The 18,004-nt window shown below is 70.4% G+C and carries 9 protein-coding genes; 6 read left to right on the top strand and 3 right to left on the bottom strand.

What is annotated here, in order from left to right; all coding sequences use genetic code 11:
- Nucleotides 1-92: 92 nt before the first annotated feature.
- Nucleotides 93-1,085, top strand: a complete 993-nt coding sequence (locus ACFV9T_RS12245; protein ID WP_385439024.1) for a 2-hydroxyacid dehydrogenase — start codon at nt 93-95, stop codon at nt 1,083-1,085.
- Nucleotides 1,082-2,425, top strand: coding sequence for an MFS transporter (locus ACFV9T_RS12240; protein ID WP_385439021.1), 1,344 nt, complete (start codon nt 1,082-1,084; stop codon nt 2,423-2,425). The genes ACFV9T_RS12245 and ACFV9T_RS12240 overlap by 4 nt, the downstream gene beginning before the upstream one ends.
- Nucleotides 2,426-2,502: 77 nt before the next feature.
- Here the strand turns inward: ACFV9T_RS12240 and ACFV9T_RS12235 are convergent, their stop codons facing one another.
- On the bottom strand, nt 2,503-2,787 hold the full coding sequence (locus ACFV9T_RS12235; RefSeq protein WP_385439303.1) for a hypothetical protein: 285 nt from the start codon (nt 2,785-2,787) through the stop codon (nt 2,503-2,505).
- A gap of 137 nt (nt 2,788-2,924) precedes the next feature.
- Here ACFV9T_RS12235 and ACFV9T_RS12230 point away from each other — a divergent pair, with 137 nt between their 5' ends.
- A complete protein-coding gene (locus ACFV9T_RS12230) occupies nt 2,925-3,293 on the top strand; it encodes an arsenate reductase family protein (protein ID WP_385439019.1) in 369 nt (122 codons plus the stop codon).
- Between the two features lie 90 nt (nt 3,294-3,383).
- On the opposite strand, the gene ACFV9T_RS12225 is transcribed toward ACFV9T_RS12230, so the two are convergent.
- Nucleotides 3,384-5,015, bottom strand: coding sequence for an AMP-binding protein (locus ACFV9T_RS12225; protein ID WP_385439016.1), 1,632 nt, complete (start codon nt 5,013-5,015; stop codon nt 3,384-3,386).
- Nucleotides 5,016-5,337: 322 nt separating this feature from the next.
- Between ACFV9T_RS12225 and ACFV9T_RS12220 the strand changes: the two genes are divergently transcribed.
- Nucleotides 5,338-7,350: a M6 family metalloprotease domain-containing protein gene (locus ACFV9T_RS12220; protein ID WP_385439013.1), complete on the top strand. Its 2,013-nt coding sequence runs from the start codon at nt 5,338-5,340 to the stop codon at nt 7,348-7,350.
- 72 nt (nt 7,351-7,422) lie between these two features.
- Here ACFV9T_RS12220 and ACFV9T_RS12215 read toward each other — a convergent pair whose 3' ends face one another.
- Nucleotides 7,423-8,811: a M28 family metallopeptidase gene (locus tag ACFV9T_RS12215; protein WP_385439010.1), complete on the bottom strand. Its 1,389-nt coding sequence runs from the start codon at nt 8,809-8,811 to the stop codon at nt 7,423-7,425.
- 201 nt (nt 8,812-9,012) lie between these two features.
- Between ACFV9T_RS12215 and ACFV9T_RS12210 the strand changes: the two genes are divergently transcribed.
- Nucleotides 9,013-9,609 (top strand): hypothetical protein, encoded by a 597-nt coding sequence (locus tag ACFV9T_RS12210; protein WP_385439008.1) that lies wholly within the window; start codon nt 9,013-9,015, stop codon nt 9,607-9,609.
- A gap of 47 nt (nt 9,610-9,656) precedes the next feature.
- Nucleotides 9,657-18,004, top strand: an 8,348-nt coding sequence (locus tag ACFV9T_RS12205) for a type I polyketide synthase (RefSeq protein ID WP_385439007.1), incomplete at its 3' end; no start/stop codon positions are given.

Below are 18,004 nucleotides of genomic sequence, written 5' to 3'. Positions count from 1 at the left end.
TCGGTTAACCGTTGACAGCGATCGTAACCGTGGCGAAAACTCATGCCACCCCCCAGGGCCCCACAACCACATCACTCCAGGAGCCGCATGTGATGTCCGAACATCTCGTGACCCTGTACCACCTGAACGATCTCGGCGCCGACGAGCTGCGTCGGCTGCTGCCCGGCCACCCCGATCTGCGCATCACCGAGATCGGGCCGGACGAGGATCCGCACGACCACCGGGACGCGCTCGCCGACGCCACCGTGGTGCTCGCCCCGCTGGAGAAGGAGCGCAGGATCTCCGCGGAGCTGCTCGACGGGATGCGGCGCTGCCGCCTCGTGCAGTCGGTGGCCGTCGGATTCGACGGTGTCGACCACCACGCCGCCGCCGAGCGCTCCATACCGGTCGCGAACCTCCCCGGCTTCAACACCGACGCCGTGGCCGACTGGACCGTGGGCGCCCTGCTCTCCCTCCTGCGCCGCTACGCGGCCGGTCACGCGAAGATCGAGGACGGTGGCTGGGGGCCCGAGGGGTTGCGGGGGCGCGATCTGTCCGCCCTCACCGTGGGCATCGCCGGGTTCGGCAGCATCGGCCGCGCCGTCGCGCGCCGCCTCGACGGGTTCGGCAGCGACGTCCTGGTGCACGACCCGGTGCCGTCCGAGCCGGACCGTACGTATGTGAGCCTGGCCGACCTCGCCGCCCGCTCCCATGTGCTGACCCTGCACATGCCGCTGAACGAGGCCACCCGTGGTGTCGTCGGGGAGGATCTGCTGTCCCGGATGCCCCGCGGCGGCTATGTCCTCAACGCCGGACGTGGCGGTGTGCTGGACGAGGACGCGCTGGTCAGGGCGCTGGACTCGGGGCAGCTCGCGGGTGCCGCGCTCGATGTGTTCGCCGAGGAGCCACTGCCCGCCGACTCCCCGCTGCGCGGCCGGTCCGATGTGCTGCTCACCCCGCACACGGCCGGGGTGACGGTCGAGGCGTACCACGCCATCCGGGCGCGGCTGGTGGAGAGCGTGGACCGGGTGCTGTCGGGCGAGGCCCCGCGCAACGTGGTCAACGGTGTCATCAGCGGCGGCGTCCGGCCGCCCGCGGGGGTATGAGCACCATGGCTCTCGGCAAGACCTCGGTGGAGGCCCCCGTCACCGCCGCACCGCAGAGACCGGGGGGACGCGTCGGCAAGGTCCGCTTCGTCGTCCTCGGGCTGCTGTTCGCGGGCATCACCATCAACTACATCGACCGCGCCACGCTCAGCGTCGCGCTGCCGCACATCACCGATGACCTCGGGCTGTCCGACGGGGTCGGCGGACTGCTGCTGTCGGCGTTCTTCTGGACGTACGCCTTCGGGCAGATGCCCGGCGGCTGGCTCGCCGACAAGGTCGGCCCGCGCATCATGCTCGCGGTCGCCAGCCTGTGGTGGGGGCTGGCCACCGCCGCCATGGGCATGGCCCGCGGCGTGGCGTCCCTGGTGGGGCTGCGCGCCCTGCTCGGCCTCGGCGAGGCCCCCAGCTTCCCGTCCAGCGCCAAGGTGGTCTCCCGCTGGTTCCCGGCCTCCGAGCGCAGCTTCGCCTCGGCGACCTTCAACAACGGGAACGCGGTCGGCGGTGCCCTGTCCATTCCGCTGGTCACCCTGGTGGTCACCGGTCTCGGCTGGCGCTGGGCGTTCGCCATCGCGGGCGGTCTCGGTGTGCTGTGGGCGCTGGGCTGGTGGCTCTACTACCGCGACCCGGAGGAACACCGGAGCCTCGGCGCCGCGGAGCGGGAGTACATCGAGTCGGGGCAGGAGCAGGAGACGGCCGAGGAGGCCGCGGCGAGCGCCCGGATCGGCTGGCGGGACCTGTTCCGCTTCCGGATGATCTGGGCGATGATGCTCGGCTTCTTCTGCGTCAACTTCGTCGCGTACTTCTTCATCACCTGGTTCCCGACGTATCTGGTGGACGAATACCACCTCGACGCGCTGTCCTTCGGGTTCCTCGGCATGATTCCCGGCATCGCGTCCATGCTGGGCGGCTGGAGCGGCGGACTGTTCTCCGACTGGCTGGTGCGGCGTGGCACCGAGCGGACGAAGGCGCGGAAGATCCCGCTGGTCGGCGGGTTGCTGGGCACCTCGGTGATCGCACTCGCGGTCATCTCGCCGGGTGTCGGCACGGCGCTGACCGCGCTGTCGGTCTCCTACTTCTGTTCCACCTTCGCGGCGGCGAGCGTCTGGGCGCTGCCCGCCGACGTGGCTCCGACGGCCGCACACGTCGGCTCGATCGCCGGGATCCAGAACACGGCGGCCAACATCGCCGGAATCCTCTCCCCGCTGCTGCTCGGTGTGCTCAAGGGCATCACCCACTCGTTCATGCTGCCGCTGACCCTGGCGGGGGGTGTGGCCCTGCTCGGCGCCGCCACCTACGCGTTCCTGCTGCCGAAGGTCGAGCGCCTGAAGATGGCGGAGTGAGGAGCGCGTCGGAGTGAGGGGGACGGGGAGCCCCCGCCGCGCCCCGGTGAAGGGGGCGCGGCGGGGACCCGGATCGGTCAGCGCTCGTTCTCGTGGAGGAGTGAACGCACCATGCGGCACGTGGCGTTGGACGGCGGGTGCACACCGATCCGGACCGCGGTGGCACGTATCTTGCGGTTACGCGCCTGCTCGGGGCGGTACACACCGGAGTTGAGCAGGGCGATGGCCAGGCGCATGGCCTTCAGCCGGCGGTTGTGGGTCTCGTACCACTCGCGCGGACGCCCGGCGGGCATGCGCTTCTTCGGCAGGGTCGTAAAGCTCGGCAGGTCCGGAAGAGGGGTTACGGCAGCGGCCATCGGCATCCTCCTGGGACGGTCGGTCACGCTCTCTTTCAATGCCTCCATTCTACGCTGGAGCACTGACAAAGGCCCCTGGTCAGGCGCCACGTGACCGGGATTCGACGGGCGTGGCGGGAGGGGTCTCGCGGTACGGTTGCGCCATGGAGATCTGGATCAATCCGGCGTGCTCGAAGTGCCGCAGCGCGCTCAGTGTGCTCGACGCCGAGGGGGCCGGTTACACCGTCCGCCGCTACCTCGACGACGTGCCGAGCCAGGACGAGATCCGCGGCGTACTGGCCCGGCTCGGACTCGAACCGTGGGACATCACGCGGACGCAGGAAGCCGAGGCGAAGGAGCTGGGGCTGAAGGACTGGCCGCGCGACGAGAGCGCGCGCGACCGCTGGATCGCGGCGCTGGCCGAACACCCCAAGCTGATCCAGCGGCCGATCATCACCGCCGACGACGGTTCCGCGGTGGTGGGCCGTACGGAGGAGGCGGTGCGGGACGCGCTGTCCCGCTCTGCGGGGTGACGGCCGTATCCCACAAACCCCTTGGGCCCTGGCCCCGTGCCGCACACGGGGACCAGGGCCCAAGGCTGTGAGTTCGCGGGTTACGGAGCGTCAGCGGCCCCGGCCGGTGGTCGGCTGCGGGCGCAGCAGGAACCGCTGCGTCTTGCCACTGGACGTCTTGGGCAGCTCGTCCACGAAGTGGATCCGCCGCGGGTACGCGTGCTTGGCGAACCGGTCCCGGACGATCTGCTGCAGCTCGGTGGCGAGCGCCTCGCCGGGCGTGGCGCCGGGACGCAGGACGACGAAGGCCTCGATGACCTCGCCGTACTCGTCGTGCGGGATGCCCACCGCGGCGGCCTCCGCCACGGCGTCGTGCTCCTGCAGCACGCTCTCCACCTCGAAGGGCCCGATGCGGTAGCCCGCCATCAGGATGATGTCGTCGCCGCGCCCAGAGAAGAACAGGTCGCCCTCCTCGTCCTGTGCCGCGGTGTCGCCGGTGTAGAACCACCGCCCGTCGGGGCTGAACTTCTCGGCCGTGCGCTCCGGAGCGCCGAGGTAGCCCCTGAACCACATCAGCGGGCTGCCCGCGACGTCGATCGCCACCCGGCCGGGGACACCCGTCGCCGCCTCGGCGGAGTTGGTGTCCTCGCGCAGGATCTTCACCGACCAGCCGGGCATGGGACGGCCCATGGAGCCGGTCTTGAGGTCGGTGCGCAGCGTCTGATGCCAGGCGTGGGTGATGACCATGCCGGTCTCGGTCAGGCCGTAGTGGTCGCGTACGGGGACGCCGAGCGTCTCCCGCGCCCAGTCCACGACGTCCGTGGGCAGCGGTTCACCGGCCGCGGAGCAGCAGCGCAGCCGCAGGTCGCCGGGGGCGCCACCGGACGCACGCAGCTTGCGGTAGACGGTGGGCCCGGCGGTGAAGTTGGTGACGCCGTAGCGGGAGAGCACGTTCCAGGTGTCCTCGGCGGAGAACAGGCTGCTGAACAGCAGGCTGCGGCGGCCGAGGGCGAGCGGCCCGATGATGGCGTAGTACAGGCCGTACGCCCATCCCGGGTCGGCGGCGTTCCAGAACACGTCGGTGGGCTGGTGGTCCAGGCCGAACTCCTGGTACATCGCGAAGCCCGCGACGGCGTTCAGCGGAATCGGCACGGCCTTCGGGGAGCCCGCCGTGCCGGAGGTGAACAGCTCCACGATGGTGGCGTCGCCACCCACCGCCACCGGTTCGGGCTGCGGGTCGTGCGACTCCAGCAGCTCGGAGAAGGCGAGGTCGGTGCCGGTGGCCGGGCCGGTCGTGATGATCTGCCAGGGCCGCTCGCCGGGGAAACCGGCTTCCGGGTCCAGCTTCGGGCGCTGGTCGGCGTCGGTGATCACAGCCTTGGTGCCGTTGCCGGTGGTGCGCAGCGCGATGGCGGGCGGGGCGAACGCGGTGAACAGCGGCACCTGGACGGCCCCGAGCCGCCAGACGGCGAGGGACACGATGAGCAGCTCGGCGGACTTGCCCATCAGGGTGGCGACCCGGTCACCGGCCCCGACCCCCAGGGCGGCCAGGGCACTCGCCATGCGCGACGAGCGGTCGCGGAGCTGGCCGAACGTCATGTCATGGCTGGTCAGGTCCTTGCTCACCACGGTGAACGCCACGGCGTCGGCCGGATGCCGGTCGCACAGCAGGTACGCGGTGCACGCCGCTGGCTCACCGAAGGTCTTGAGCAGGTCAGCCATGCGCTGTTCTGGGCTGGTCAAGAGGGCTCCTTGGACTGGTTTCCACACGTCGCGCCATACAGGAGGCGGCGGCAGCCTTCCCGTTGGCCTGTACACGCTATCGCGCTTTTCGGCGTGGCTCCGCAGCCGTGTGCGGTGGGATTCCGGCTCGTCAACGGCTCGTCAGCGGCTCCTCAACGACTCATCGGCGGCTCATCGGCGCAGTGTGCACACGCGGGTTTCCTTCGCGGACGCCACAACGGCACTCTGGCGTCACCTCGGGCCCCGGCCTACCGTGGCAGCGGTAGTCATACCTCGCACGGCTGGTCATTCTGAGCAAAACTTCCCGGACAAGAGGTGAGCCTTGTTCCTCCGCCGAAGACGAGTCCGTCGATTAACGGTCGTCGCCACGCTTTTCGCCGCCCTGGCCGCCGTCGCCGCCGGGCCCGCGGGGGCCATCCCCGACCGTACGCCGAGCGCCCGACCGCCCCTCGTCGAGCCGATCGACCCGCAGCGCTGGCGCAACCCCGACGACATGACGTGGGCCGACTACCGCGCGGTCCCCGGCACCCGCTGGGCCGACCCCGATGTCGAGCCCACCCAGCGCACCTTCAAGGGCGCGCTGGTGCTCCTCGACTACCCGGACGAGGAGTTCACGGTCAGCCAGCCCGCGGGATCGACGCTGTTCGGCAACCCGCAGCCGTCCGCCTCCGGGATACCGCGCGACCGCCTGCCCCAGTTCTACGAGGACTTCCTCAACAAGCCCGGCACGCTCAACAACGGCCACACCATCAACGAGTACTGGATGGAGGACTCCGGTGGCCGCATCGGCGTCGACCTGACGGCCTTCGGCGTGTACCGCATGCCGTCGAAGTCCTACCAGTACGGGGTGGAGGACTCGATGAACCCGGGCGCCTGCCCGACCGGGGACACCTGTGGCAAGGACATCCGGGCCGACGCGAAGGCGGCCTGGACCGCCGACGCGGGCGCCGAGGAGACCGGGAAGTTCGACTTCGTCTTCTACCTCGCCGCCGGGCAGGACGAGTCGTCCACCTGGCAGGAGTTCGGGCAGATGAAGTTCGCCGACCGGCAGGACGTACCGGCCGTATGGGGCCCGCCGGTTCCCATCGGGAGCGGGAGCAACGCGGCGGCGACCCGCTACGTACCGTGGACGTCGTGGCAGGCTGCGGCCCGTATCTGGCCCAACGCGACGGACGGCTCATCGCTCCAGACCGAAAGCTCCGGCATGGCCGTGTACGCCCATGAACTCAGCCACATCCTGGGCATAGGCGACAACTACAACAACCCCTACGGCACTCCCCTCAGCCGCGCCTACACCGGCATCTGGGGCATGCTCTCCCGTGGCACGTTCAACGGCCCCGGCGGCCCGCACACCCGGTGGCAGATACCCGCCACCGCCGGGGGCTCGATGGGCGCCCAGCATGTGCTGCGCGACAAGCTGAAGCTGGGCATCGTGGACGAGAAGAACGTCCTGCGCCTGGACCGGGACACGCTGAAGGACTCCGGACTCGCCGTCGCCCGGGTCACGGCACGCTCCGCACCACCGGGCGAGAAGGGGCTCGCGGGCGTCAACATCACCCTGGGCAGCGACCTCTCGCCGTCCTGCGACCGGAAGACCGACCCGCTGTGCGACGGCGGTGGCTACGACAACTACACCGTCGAGGTCGTGGACCGCATGGGCATGGACTCGTTCACCCCGGACAACGGCGTGCTGATCAGCAAGACGAAGAACAAGGATCAGGCCCCGTTCGCCTGGGTGATCGACGCCCACCCCGAGGACATCGACATGGTGGACTTCCAGCGCCCCGACGGCACCACGCAGAAGATCACCATGGGCGACTACCGGCAGCTCAGCGACGCGCTCTTCCACGCCGGGGCCGACTCGGGCAGCCAGTACGAGTACACCGACAAGGCCAACCGGCTGCACTTCTACGTCCTCGACCTGAAGCGCGACCGGTCCGGGGTGCTCTCGTACACCATCGCCATCCGCTCCCTGGACGGCTCCGGGCCGCAGCGGCGCGGCGTCGACCTGGACCGTGGCGTGGTGCGGGGCAACCCCTCGAAGGGCCGTGCCACCTGCACCTTCGACCTCGCCAACACCGGCCGCGCCGGAAACGCCGGTGCCCGTCTGGGCTCGGACGTCTACCGGCTGTCGGCCTCGGCCACCGGCCGTGGCTGGTCCGCGTGGCTGCCCAACCAGCTCGCCACCGCCAAGGCCGGAACCTCGGTCGACGTGGGCGTGGCCGTGACCGCGAAGAGCGGGGCCGACCGGCACGGCAAGGTCGTCCTCACCGCCCGCTCCGAGAGCGACCCGCGCAAGACGGCCAAGGCCACGTGCGCGCTGCGCACCCGCTGATGACGGCACCATGAGGGCGGCCCGCCGGGAAGACCGGCGGGCCGCTCCCGTACGGACGTCAGCCGTCAGCCGTCAGGCGGACTCGATCGGCACTCGCAGGGTGTCCGGGTCACAGCCGTGCGTCCCGGCGATGATCCGCGCCGCGCCCATGGTCAGCGGCACCAGGCTCTGCTGGTCCACCTTGTCGGGGGTGTCCCTCGGGTCGAAGATGTACATCGGCGTGGTGATCAGCTGCACCAGCGGCACACCCGTGTAGTAGAAGTACGCGCCGTCGGTGGCCGGGTTCGGTGCGAAGGCGGTCGGTGACAGGATCCATGAACGACGCAGATCCTCGGCCGCGATCGAATCGGCCACCAGCCGCTCCAGCGCGGGCGCCTGCGTGGTGAACCACCAGCGCACCTCCGGATCGTCGGTGGGCACGACCTCGCCGTCGACCAAGACGGCCTGGCGCGCCGCGTGTTCCAGATGCATTTCGAGGACGACCTGCGGGAACAGCTCCGGATGCGCCGCGATGAACGCCTGGGTGCCCGCGGCCCCGGCCATATGGCCCGACGTCAGCAGGAACAGCATGTTGTGCGGGCGCAGCTCCTGCGGCACCGACGCCCAGAACCTGGCCTGCGCCAGGACGAGCGCCACGCCTGACGCGTCCTCCACCGCCGAGGCCCACGGTCCGTCGTGGTGCGACCCGACGATCACCCAGTGGTCCGAGGCGCCGGGCAGGGTGCCCACCACATTGTGGGTGGTCTCCTCGGTGAGAGTGGCATCGGAGATGATCCGGCCCTCGCAGGCGCCGGAAGCCATCAGCTCGCGGACCCGTTCACCGTCGCTGCCGCTCAGCCAGATGCCAGGGATCGAGCGCGGCTCGGCGTCATAGGGCCAGTAGAAGTCGCTGGTCTCCCAGGGCACACCGGTGAGCAGCCCGACGTAGGCGGTCGCCCCGTCCTTGATGGCGATGTCGAAGTCCAGCACATGCGGAAGGTCGAACGGCACGGTCTGGACCAGGTCGGGGAAGACGCCCTCGGGGTCGTAGGCATCGGTGGCCCGGGCCTGCACCTCCGTCTGCGGCAGCTGGGTGAAGCCGATCTCCTGGACGGCGATGCCACCGCCCACCTCCCCGTCCTCCATCCGCACCAGCCGCCCTTCGGTGCCCTCGGTGGGGGTGGTGTACGGCAGGGCGAGTCCGGTGAAGCGGGTGACCTCCCCGGGGCGGTCGGCGGGCCAGATCTCGAAGGCGGCGGACCTCGGCCGCCACACCGGCGTATCCAGCGGCTCCAGCCGGACGTCCTCAAGACCGGTTTCCCGGAACTGTTCGGCGGCCCACTCCTCGGTCCAGCTGTCGGCGGAATAGCCCGCCCGGCGAATACCTTGGCTGACGATCAGTTCGATCCAGCCCATCATCTCCTTCGAGGTGGGTGCCTGATCGACGTATTTCTCCAGCGCCTGCCAGCCGCTCATCGCCATCCTCATCCTCCTTCGTCCCGGCGTCCGGCTTCATGCTCGGCGGCCGGTCTAAAGCTGGGCTAATGAGGCGCGGCGCCAAGCCACGCGTTAGAGCACCTTTAGGGACGGCGCAAATGATGGTCGCCGTATCCGCTCAGGGCTTGCAGGTGACTCAGCCGCAGGTCAGCGCCCGATCAACCCGATGACCGATGGGAGTTGCGTATGCGTATCCGGAAGGCAGTGCACACAGGTCTTGTCGCCGTGGGTCTCGTGGCGTTCGCCGTCACTCCGGTGAGCGCCGTGCCCGACGCGGGCGACGCGGGCGACAAGCCGTCGCGTCCCGCGAACCCGCTGCCCGCACCGCCCCAGATGCGCGCGCTGGACTTCCTCCTCGGGTCCTACACCTGCGAATACACACCTCCACCGGGCAGTAAGGCCGCGGTGATGCACCTGACCACGAAGCGGGTCATGGGCGGGCATTACTACTACACCGACGCGACCATGGAACCCGGCCAGCTGATCGGCCGGTCGTCGTTCGGCTGGGATCCCGTGGACGGAAAGTTCATCGTCCAGTACCACGACAACTGGGGATCCTCCGCGAATTACTCCTCGCCCGGCTGGCGGAACGGCCACCTGGTGTTCAAGGGGCCGCTCAGCCAGGTGGTCACGCCCAGCGCCACCGGCAAGACCGAAGGCGTGAACATGGACGTGGTGGACGATTACCAGGTGCTCGGTCCGGGACATTTCAAGGACGCCACCAGCTTCACCTTCTCCGACGGAACAACGCTGCGGGGCAGTTACGACTGCCGTCGCCGCTAGCGGTTCGATGTCGCGGGTTCTCGCCGAGGGAAGTGGGTGCGCCGACAATGGCGAACAATGAAGAGAAGCTTCTCGACTATCTGAAGCGTGTGACGGCGGACCTGCGTCAGACACAGCGCCGTCTGAAGGATGTCGAGTCGGCCGGACACGAACCGGTCGCCATCGTGGGCATGTCGTGCCGTTTCCCGGGCGGAGTGCGCTCCCCGGACGAGCTGTGGCAGCTGGTCGCCACCGGGCGGGACGCCATCACGGAACTGCCCACGGACCGCGACTGGGATCTGGACGCCCTCTTCCACCCCGACCCGGAGCACCCGGGCACCAGCTACTGCCGCGAGGGCGGCTTCCTGGACGACCCCGCGGGATTCGACGCCGCGTTCTTCGGCATCAGCCCGCGCGAGGCCCTGGGCATGGCACCGCAGCAGCGGCTCGCCCTGGAGGCGTCGTGGGAGGCCATCGAGCACGCGGGCATCGATCCGGAATCGCTGCGGTCCAGCCTCACCGGCACCTTCATCGGCTGCGACCACCTCGACTACTGCACGGACGCCTCCCAGGTGCCCGAAGGCTCGGCCGGGTACTTCACCATCGGCAACTCCGCGAGCGTGGTGTCCGGGCGGGTCGCGTACACCCTGGGCCTGGAGGGGGCCGCGGTGACGGTGGACACCGCGTGCTCGTCGTCGCTGGTCGCCCTGCATCTCGCCTGCCAGTCGATCCGGCAGGGCGAATGCGATATGGCGCTGGCGGGCGGGGTCGCCGTGATGTCCTCGACGGCCGGTCTCATCGGCTTCAGCGAGCTGCGGGGGCTCGCCCCGGACGGCAGGTCCAAGGCGTTCTCCGCGAACAGCGACGGTATGACCATGTCCGAGGGCGTCGGTGTCCTGCTGCTGGAGCGGCTGTCCGACGCGCGGCGCAACGGCCACCGGGTGATGGCACTCGTACGGGGCTCTGCGGTCAACCAGGACGGTGCCAGCAACGGTCTGACGGCGCCGAACGGACCGTCCCAGCAGCGGGTCATCCGGCAGGCGCTCGCCAACGCCCGCCTGACGCCGTCCGAGGTGGACGCGGTCGAGGCGCACGGCACCGGGACCACGCTCGGAGACCCGATCGAGGCGCAGGCGCTGCTGGCCACCTACGGGCAGGACCGGCCGGAGGGCCGACCGCTGTGGCTCGGCTCCATCAAGTCCAACATCGGCCACGCGCAGATGGCGGCGGGTGCCGCGGGTGTGATCAAGATGGTGATGGCGATGCGGCACGGGCTGCTGCCCGCCTCGCTGCACATCGATGAGCCGACCCCGCATGTGGACTGGACGGCTGGTGAGGTGCGGCTGCTGACCGAGGCGGCGGAGTGGTCTCGGGGCGAGCATCCACGCCGGGCAGGTGTGTCGTCGTTCGGCATCTCGGGTACGAACGCCCATCTGATCCTGGAACAGGCCCCGGAAGACGCGGCGGAGTCCGCACCGCCGGTCGCCGAGGCGGGCGGTGTGGTGCCGTGGATGGTGTCGGCACGGAGTACGGAGGCGCTGCGCGGCCAGGCGGGCGCCCTGCTCGACCGGGTGACCGCCGACGATGACGTATCGCCGGTCGAGGTCGGCTGGTCACTGTTGAAGACCCGCTCGCTCTTCGACCACCGAGCCGTCATCGTCGGGGACAGCCACGAGGAACTGGCGGCGGGCTTGCAGGCCCTGGCGAACGGTGCGCCCCACCCGACCGTCGTACATCCCGGAGGCGCCGCGAGCGCTGCGGGCCAGACCGTTTTCCTGTTCAGCGGGCAGGGCAGCCAACGGTCGGGAATGGGCGCGGGGTTGTACGACCGGTTCCCGGTCTTCGCCGAAGCCTTCGACGAGGTCTGCGCCCTCCTGGACCCCCACCTGGAACACCCGCTTCGCGATGTCGTGTTCAACCAGCAGCACGCGCAGCTGCTGGATCACACCACCTACGCCCAAGCTGGACTCTTCGCCCTCCACATCGCTCTTGCCCGGCTCCTGGCATCCACCGGCATCCACCCCGATGCCGTCATCGGCCACTCCATCGGCGAAATCGCCGCCGCCCACATCGCAGGCGTCTTCGACCTGCCGGACGCCTGCCGCCTGGTGGCCGCCCGCGCCACCCTCATGGGCAAGCTCCCGGAAGGCGGCGGCATGGCCACCATCGCCGCCACCCCCGACGAACTAGCCGACGATCTCACCGCCACCGACGGCCAGGTCAGCATCGCCGCCCTCAACACCCCCGGCAACACCGTCATCTCCGGCCCCAGCGAACTGGTCGCCCAGATCAGCGCCGCCTGGGCCGACAAGGGCCGCAAGACCAAGACCCTGACCGTCAGCCACGCCTTCCACTCCCCCCTGATGGACCCCATCCTGGAACCCTTCACCCAGGCCATCACGGACCTGACCTACCACCGGCCCACCCTCCCGCTGCTCAGCAACCTCACCGGAGATCTAGCCGACGAGCGCATCGCCACCCCCGGCTACTGGGCCGAACACATCCGCCAGCCCGTCCACTTCCACCCCGCCATCACCCGCATCGCCCCCGAGACAGGCGCCTTCCTGGAACTGGGACCGGACCCAGTCCTCGCCACCGCCACACAACACACCCTCGCCCACGCGACTACGGACACCAACCCACTGGTCGCCGCCACGCTCACCCGTAAGCAGCCCGACGTACGCGCCTTCGGCCACACCCTCGCACGGCTCCACACCGCCGGGGTCGACGTGGACTGGACCAGCTGGTTCCCGACCGACCCCACGCCACGAACGGTGGCCCTGCCGACGTACGCCTTCCAGCACCAGCGGTTCTGGCTCGCCCGCCCCGATGCCCGTATCAGCGGCGCCGCTGCGGGGACGGACCCGGCCGAGGCGCAGCTGTGGCATGCCATCGAAGAGCTGGATGTCGATGCCCTCACGAGCACACTGCAGCTGGAGAAGGACAGCCCCGGTATCGACGCGCTGCTGCCCGCGCTCCCCGTCCTGTCGGCCTGGCGGCGTCAGCACCGCGAGCAGGCCGTCATCAACTCCTGGCGCTACCGGGCCACCTGGGAGCAGCTGCCCGACGCCGCCACGGCGGCCCTGAGCGGTACGTGGCTGGTGGTCGTCTCCGTCGGTCAGGAGGACCACGCCACGGTCCAGACCGTCGTCCAGGCGCTTCAGGCTCATGGTGGCACCGCGTCCATCCAGGTGCTCCCTGCAGAGCGCCGTGGCACCCTCACCGAGCGGCTGACCCGGCTGGTCGAGGATGCCCCGGTCTCAGGTGTGCTCAGTCTGCTCGCCCTCGACACCACGGCGCATCCCGAACACTCCGCCGTCCCTGCCGGGCTCCTCGGCACCGTCACCCTGATCCAAGCCCTGGGCGACGCCGGTGTCACCGCTCCCCTGTGGTGCCTCACGCAAGGTGCGGTCGCCACCAGCCGTACGGATCTGCTCCCCCACCCGGTGCAGGCCCAGGTCTGGGGGCTGGGCCGGGTCGCCGCCCTCGAACACCCGCAACGGTGGGGTGGGCTCATCGATATGCCCGCCACCGTGACCCACCACACCGCCGCCCGGCTGGCCGCCCTGCTGGTCCCCGGGCAGCCCGAGGACCAGGCCGCGATCCGTACCGCTGGCACGTACGCCCGGCGCCTCGGCCACGCCACTCCCGCATCGTCCGCGAATCCCGTTCCCTGGCGGCCGACCGGTACGACACTCATCACCGGCGGCACGGGCGGGCTCGGCGCCCACATCGCGCGCTGGCTCGCCCGCAACGGCGCGCCGCGTCTCCATCTCATCAGCCGGTCCGGCCCCGACGCGCCCGGAGCTGCCCAACTCAGCGAAGAACTCATCGCCTTGGGTGCCTCGGTCACCATCACCGCGTGCGACGTCTCGAACCGCGCCGCGCTGCAGCACCTCATCGACTACGTCCCCGCCGAACACCCCCTGACCACCGTCATCCACACCGCCGGAACCATGGACCTCGGCCCGATCGCCGAGCTGGCTCCCGAGCGGCTGCAGTACGTACTGCACTCCAAGGCGCTGGCCGCCGCTCATCTGCATGAGATCACCCGGGACCTCGACCTCGACGCGTTCGTGCTCTTCTCGTCCAACGCCGCGACCTGGGGTAGCGGGCAGCAGGCCGCGTACGCGGCGGCGAACGCGTACCTCGACGCCCTCGCCGAACACCGCCGTTCCCAAGGGCTCCCCGCCACCAGCATCGCCTGGGGACCGTGGAGCGAGGCGGGCATGGCCGCCGACGAGAACACGCTCTCTCATCTCAGGCGGCGCGGTCTCTCCCCGCTGACCACCGATCTCGCCATCAAGTCCCTGCACCACGCCCTGACGCACGACGACGCCACGGTCACGGTGGCCGATGTCGACTGGGAGAGGTTCGGCGGCGCCTTCACGACGCAGCGCCCGAGCCCGTTCCTCACTCCCGTGATGGCACCCGCGATGGAGGACACGGCCCCCGCAGCACCCGCCGCCGCGGCCACTCCGCTGCGGCAGCAGCTCGCCGCCGCCACGGCGGACCAGCGACAGCCGCTCCTGGTGCGCCACATTCAGACCCTTGCCGCAACCATCCTCGGCCATCCCGACCTCGACGCGGTACCGGCCACGCAGCCCTTCCAGGAACTCGGCTTCGACTCGCTCACCGCCGTCGAACTGCGCAATCAGCTCGCCACGACCACCGGTCTGGAACTCGCTCCCGCCCTCGTCTTCGACCATCCCACGCCGAGCGCGCTCGCCACCTATCTGCGCGCCGAACTCACCGGTCAGCAGGCCGCTGTCAGCAGCCATGTGTCCTCCATGGCCGCCGATGACGAGCCCATCGCGATCATCGGCATGGCCTGCCGCTACCCCGGCGGAGTGCGCTCCCCGGAGGAGCTGTGGAAGCTGGTCGCCGAGGGCCGGGACGCCGTCGCGGCGATGCCCACCGACCGGCACTGGGACCTGGACACGCTCTTCGATCCCGATCCGGAGCGCCTGGGCACCAGCTATGCGCGGGAGGGCGGTTTCCTGTACGACGCGGCCGCGTTCGACGCGGCGTTCTTCAGCATCAGCCCGCGCGAGGCGCTCGCCATGGACCCCCAGCAGCGGCTGCTCCTCGAAACCGCGTGGGAGACGTTCGAAAGTGCCGGGCTCGACCGCGACACGCTCAGCGGCAGCAACACCGGCGTCTTCGCGGGCGGCACCTACCAGGGCTATGGCGCGGGCGGGAGTTCTTCGGCCCAGGAGGTCGAGGGCTATCTCCTGGCGGGCGGCACTCCGAGCGTGATGTCCGGGCGGGTGGCGTACACCTTCGGTCTGGAGGGACCGGCGGTGACGGTGGACACCGCGTGTTCGTCGTCGCTGGTCGCGATGCATCTGGCAGCACAGGCGCTGCGGCAGGGCGAATGCACCCTCGCCCTGGCAGGCGGGGTCACCGTGATGGCCACGCCGACCACCTTCATCGAGTTCTCCCGCCAGCGCGGTCTGGCGGTCGACGGGCGCTGCAAGCCCTTCGCCTCGGCGGCCGACGGCACGGGCTGGGGTGAAGGAGCCGGGCTACTGCTGCTGGAGCGGCTGTCGGACGCGCGGCGCAACGGCCACCGGGTGCTGGCGCTCGTACGGGGCTCAGCCGTCAATCAGGACGGCACCAGCAACGGCCTGACGGCGCCGAACGGACCGTCCCAGCAACGGGTCATCGGCCAGGCGCTCGCCAACGCCCGTCTCTCGCCCGCCGAGGTCGATGTGGTGGAGGGGCATGGGACGGGGACCACCCTCGGCGACCCGATCGAGGCCCAGGCCCTGCTGGCCACCTACGGACAGGACCGCCCGCACGATCGACCGCTGTGGCTCGGCTCCATCAAATCCAACATCGGCCACACCCAGGCCGCCGCAGGTGTGGCCGGGGTCATCAAGATGGTGATGGCGATGCGACAGGAGCTGCTGCCCGCCTCGCTGCACATCGACGAGCCGAGTGTGAACGTGGACTGGACGGCTGGCGAGGTACGGCTGCTGGCCGAGCCCGTGCCGTGGTCCCGGGGTGAGCATCCACGCCGAGCAGGCGTGTCGTCGTTCGGCATCAGCGGCACCAACGCCCACGTGATCGTGGAGCAGGCCCCGGAAGACGCGGCGGAGTCCGCACTGCCGGTCGCCGAGGCGGGCGGGGTCGTGCCGTGGGTGGTGTCGGCACGGAGTACGGAGGCGTTGCGCGGCCAGGCGAGCGCCCTGCTCGACCGGGTGACCGCCGACGATGACGTCTCGCCGGTGGAGGTCGGCTGGTCGTTGTTGAAGACCCGCTCGCTCTTCGACCACCGAGCCGTCGTCGTCGGGGACAGCCGCGAGGAACTGGCGGCGGGTTTGGAGGCCCTGGCGACCGGTGCACCACATGCCGGGGCTACACACTCCGAGGACACCCTCACCGTGCCGGGTCAGACGGTGTTCCTGTTCAGCGGACAGGGCAGCCAACGGACCGGCATGGGCGCGGGGTTGTACGACCGGTTCCCCGTCTTCGCCGAAGCCTTCGACGAGGTCTGCACCCTCCTGGACCCCCACCTGGAACGCCCCCTCCGCGACGTCGTGTTCAACCAGGAGCACGCGCAGCTGCTGGACCACACCACCTACGCCCAGGCAGGGCTGTTCGCGCTGCACATCGCCCTGGCCCGGCTGCTGGCCTCCACTGGCGTCCGCCCGGACGCCGTCATCGGCCACTCCATCGGCGAAATCGCCGCCGCCCATGTGGCCGGTGTCTTCGACCTGCCGGACGCCTGCCGACTCGTCGCCGCCCGCGCCACGTTGATGGGTGGACTCCCGGAAGGCGGCGGCATGGCCACCATCACCGCCACCCCTGACGAGCTGAGCGAAGACCTCGCCGCGACCGACGGACAGGTCAGCGTCGCCGCCCTCAACACCCCCACCAACACCGTGATCTCGGGCCCCATCAGGCTCGTCCAGCAGATCAGCACCGCCTGGGCCGAACGCGGCCGTAAGACGCGGATGCTCACCGTCAGCCACGCCTTCCACTCACCGCTGATGGACCCCATCCCCGAACCCTTCACCCAGGCCATCAGCAATCTCACGTACCACCCGCCCGCCATCCCCCTCCTCAGCAACCTCACCGGGCTACCCGCCGACCAGGACATCACCACCCCCGCGTACTGGGCCCAGCACATCCGCCAGCCCGTCCACTTCCACCAAGCCATCACCCACACCGCGCCTCATACCGGTACGTACCTCGAACTCGGCCCGGACCCCGCCCTGACCACCGCCACCCAACACACCCTCCACCACCACAACCACCCCACACCCCTTCTCGCTTCCACCCTCACCCGCAAACAACCCGAAACCCAAGCCTTCGCCAACGCCCTCGCACGACTCCACACCGCCGGGATCGACGTCGACTGGACACCCTGGTTCCCCGCCGTTCCGACGCCACGCACCGTCGCACTCCCCACCTACGCCTTCCAGCGCCAGCACTTCTGGCTCGCCTCCTCCGAGACGGCTACGCCCGTCACCGAGACCGCGCAAGCGGACCGGGCGTTCTGGGACGCCGTGGAGCGCGAGGATCTGGAGTCTCTCGCCGCGACCCTCGACTCTCCGGCCGATCAGCAGCCCATGCTGAGCGCCGTGTTGCCGACTCTCTCGGCGTGGCGGCGGCAGCATCGCGAGCAAGCGGTCATCGACTCTTGGCGCTACCGGACGACGTGGAAGCAACTCTCCGCGCCCGCCGCACCTGCCACGCTTTCCGGCACTTGGCTGCTCCTTATCCCGTCCGACCAGGCCGACCACCCCGCCGTGGCGACCGTCGTACAGGCCCTCACCGCGCATGGCGCCACTCCCCTCCCCCACACGCTCGACACCCGGCAGGCCCATCGCGCGGATCTGGCGGAAGAACTCACCCGACTCACCGCTGACGGCGAGCCGATGGGAATCGTGAGCCTGCTCGCGCTCGCCCAGGAGCCGCATCCGGCTCACATCGCCGTGCCCTCCGGACTCGTGGCCACCACCGCCCTCGTCCAGGCTCTCGGGGACGCCGAGGTCGCCGCACCGCTGTGGTGTCTCACCCAGGGTGCCGTCGCCATCCACCCCGCCGATCCGCTGCCCAGCCCGCGCCAGGCGCAGACCTGGGGGCTCGGCCGCTCGGCCGCGCTGGAACACGCCCGTCGCTGGGGTGGGCTGATCGACCTCCCGACCGTCATCGATCACCACACCTCCGACCGTCTCGCGGCGCTGCTCGCGCCCGGGCAGCCCGAGGACCAGGCCGCGATCCGCGCCACCGGTACGTACGCCCGCCGCCTCGGCCACGCCGCTCCCACACCGTCCGCGAACCGCCTTCCGTGGCAGCCGACCGGCACGACGCTCATCACCGGCGGCACCGGCGGGCTCGGCGCCCACCTCGCACGCTGGCTCGCCCGCAACGGCGCACCCCATCTCCACCTCACCAGCCGCAC

Source organism: Streptomyces sp. NPDC059850 (assembly GCF_042731515.1).
GTDB lineage: Bacteria > Actinomycetota > Actinomycetes > Streptomycetales > Streptomycetaceae > Streptomyces.
This window is presented reverse-complemented; position numbering and strand designations above follow the sequence as displayed.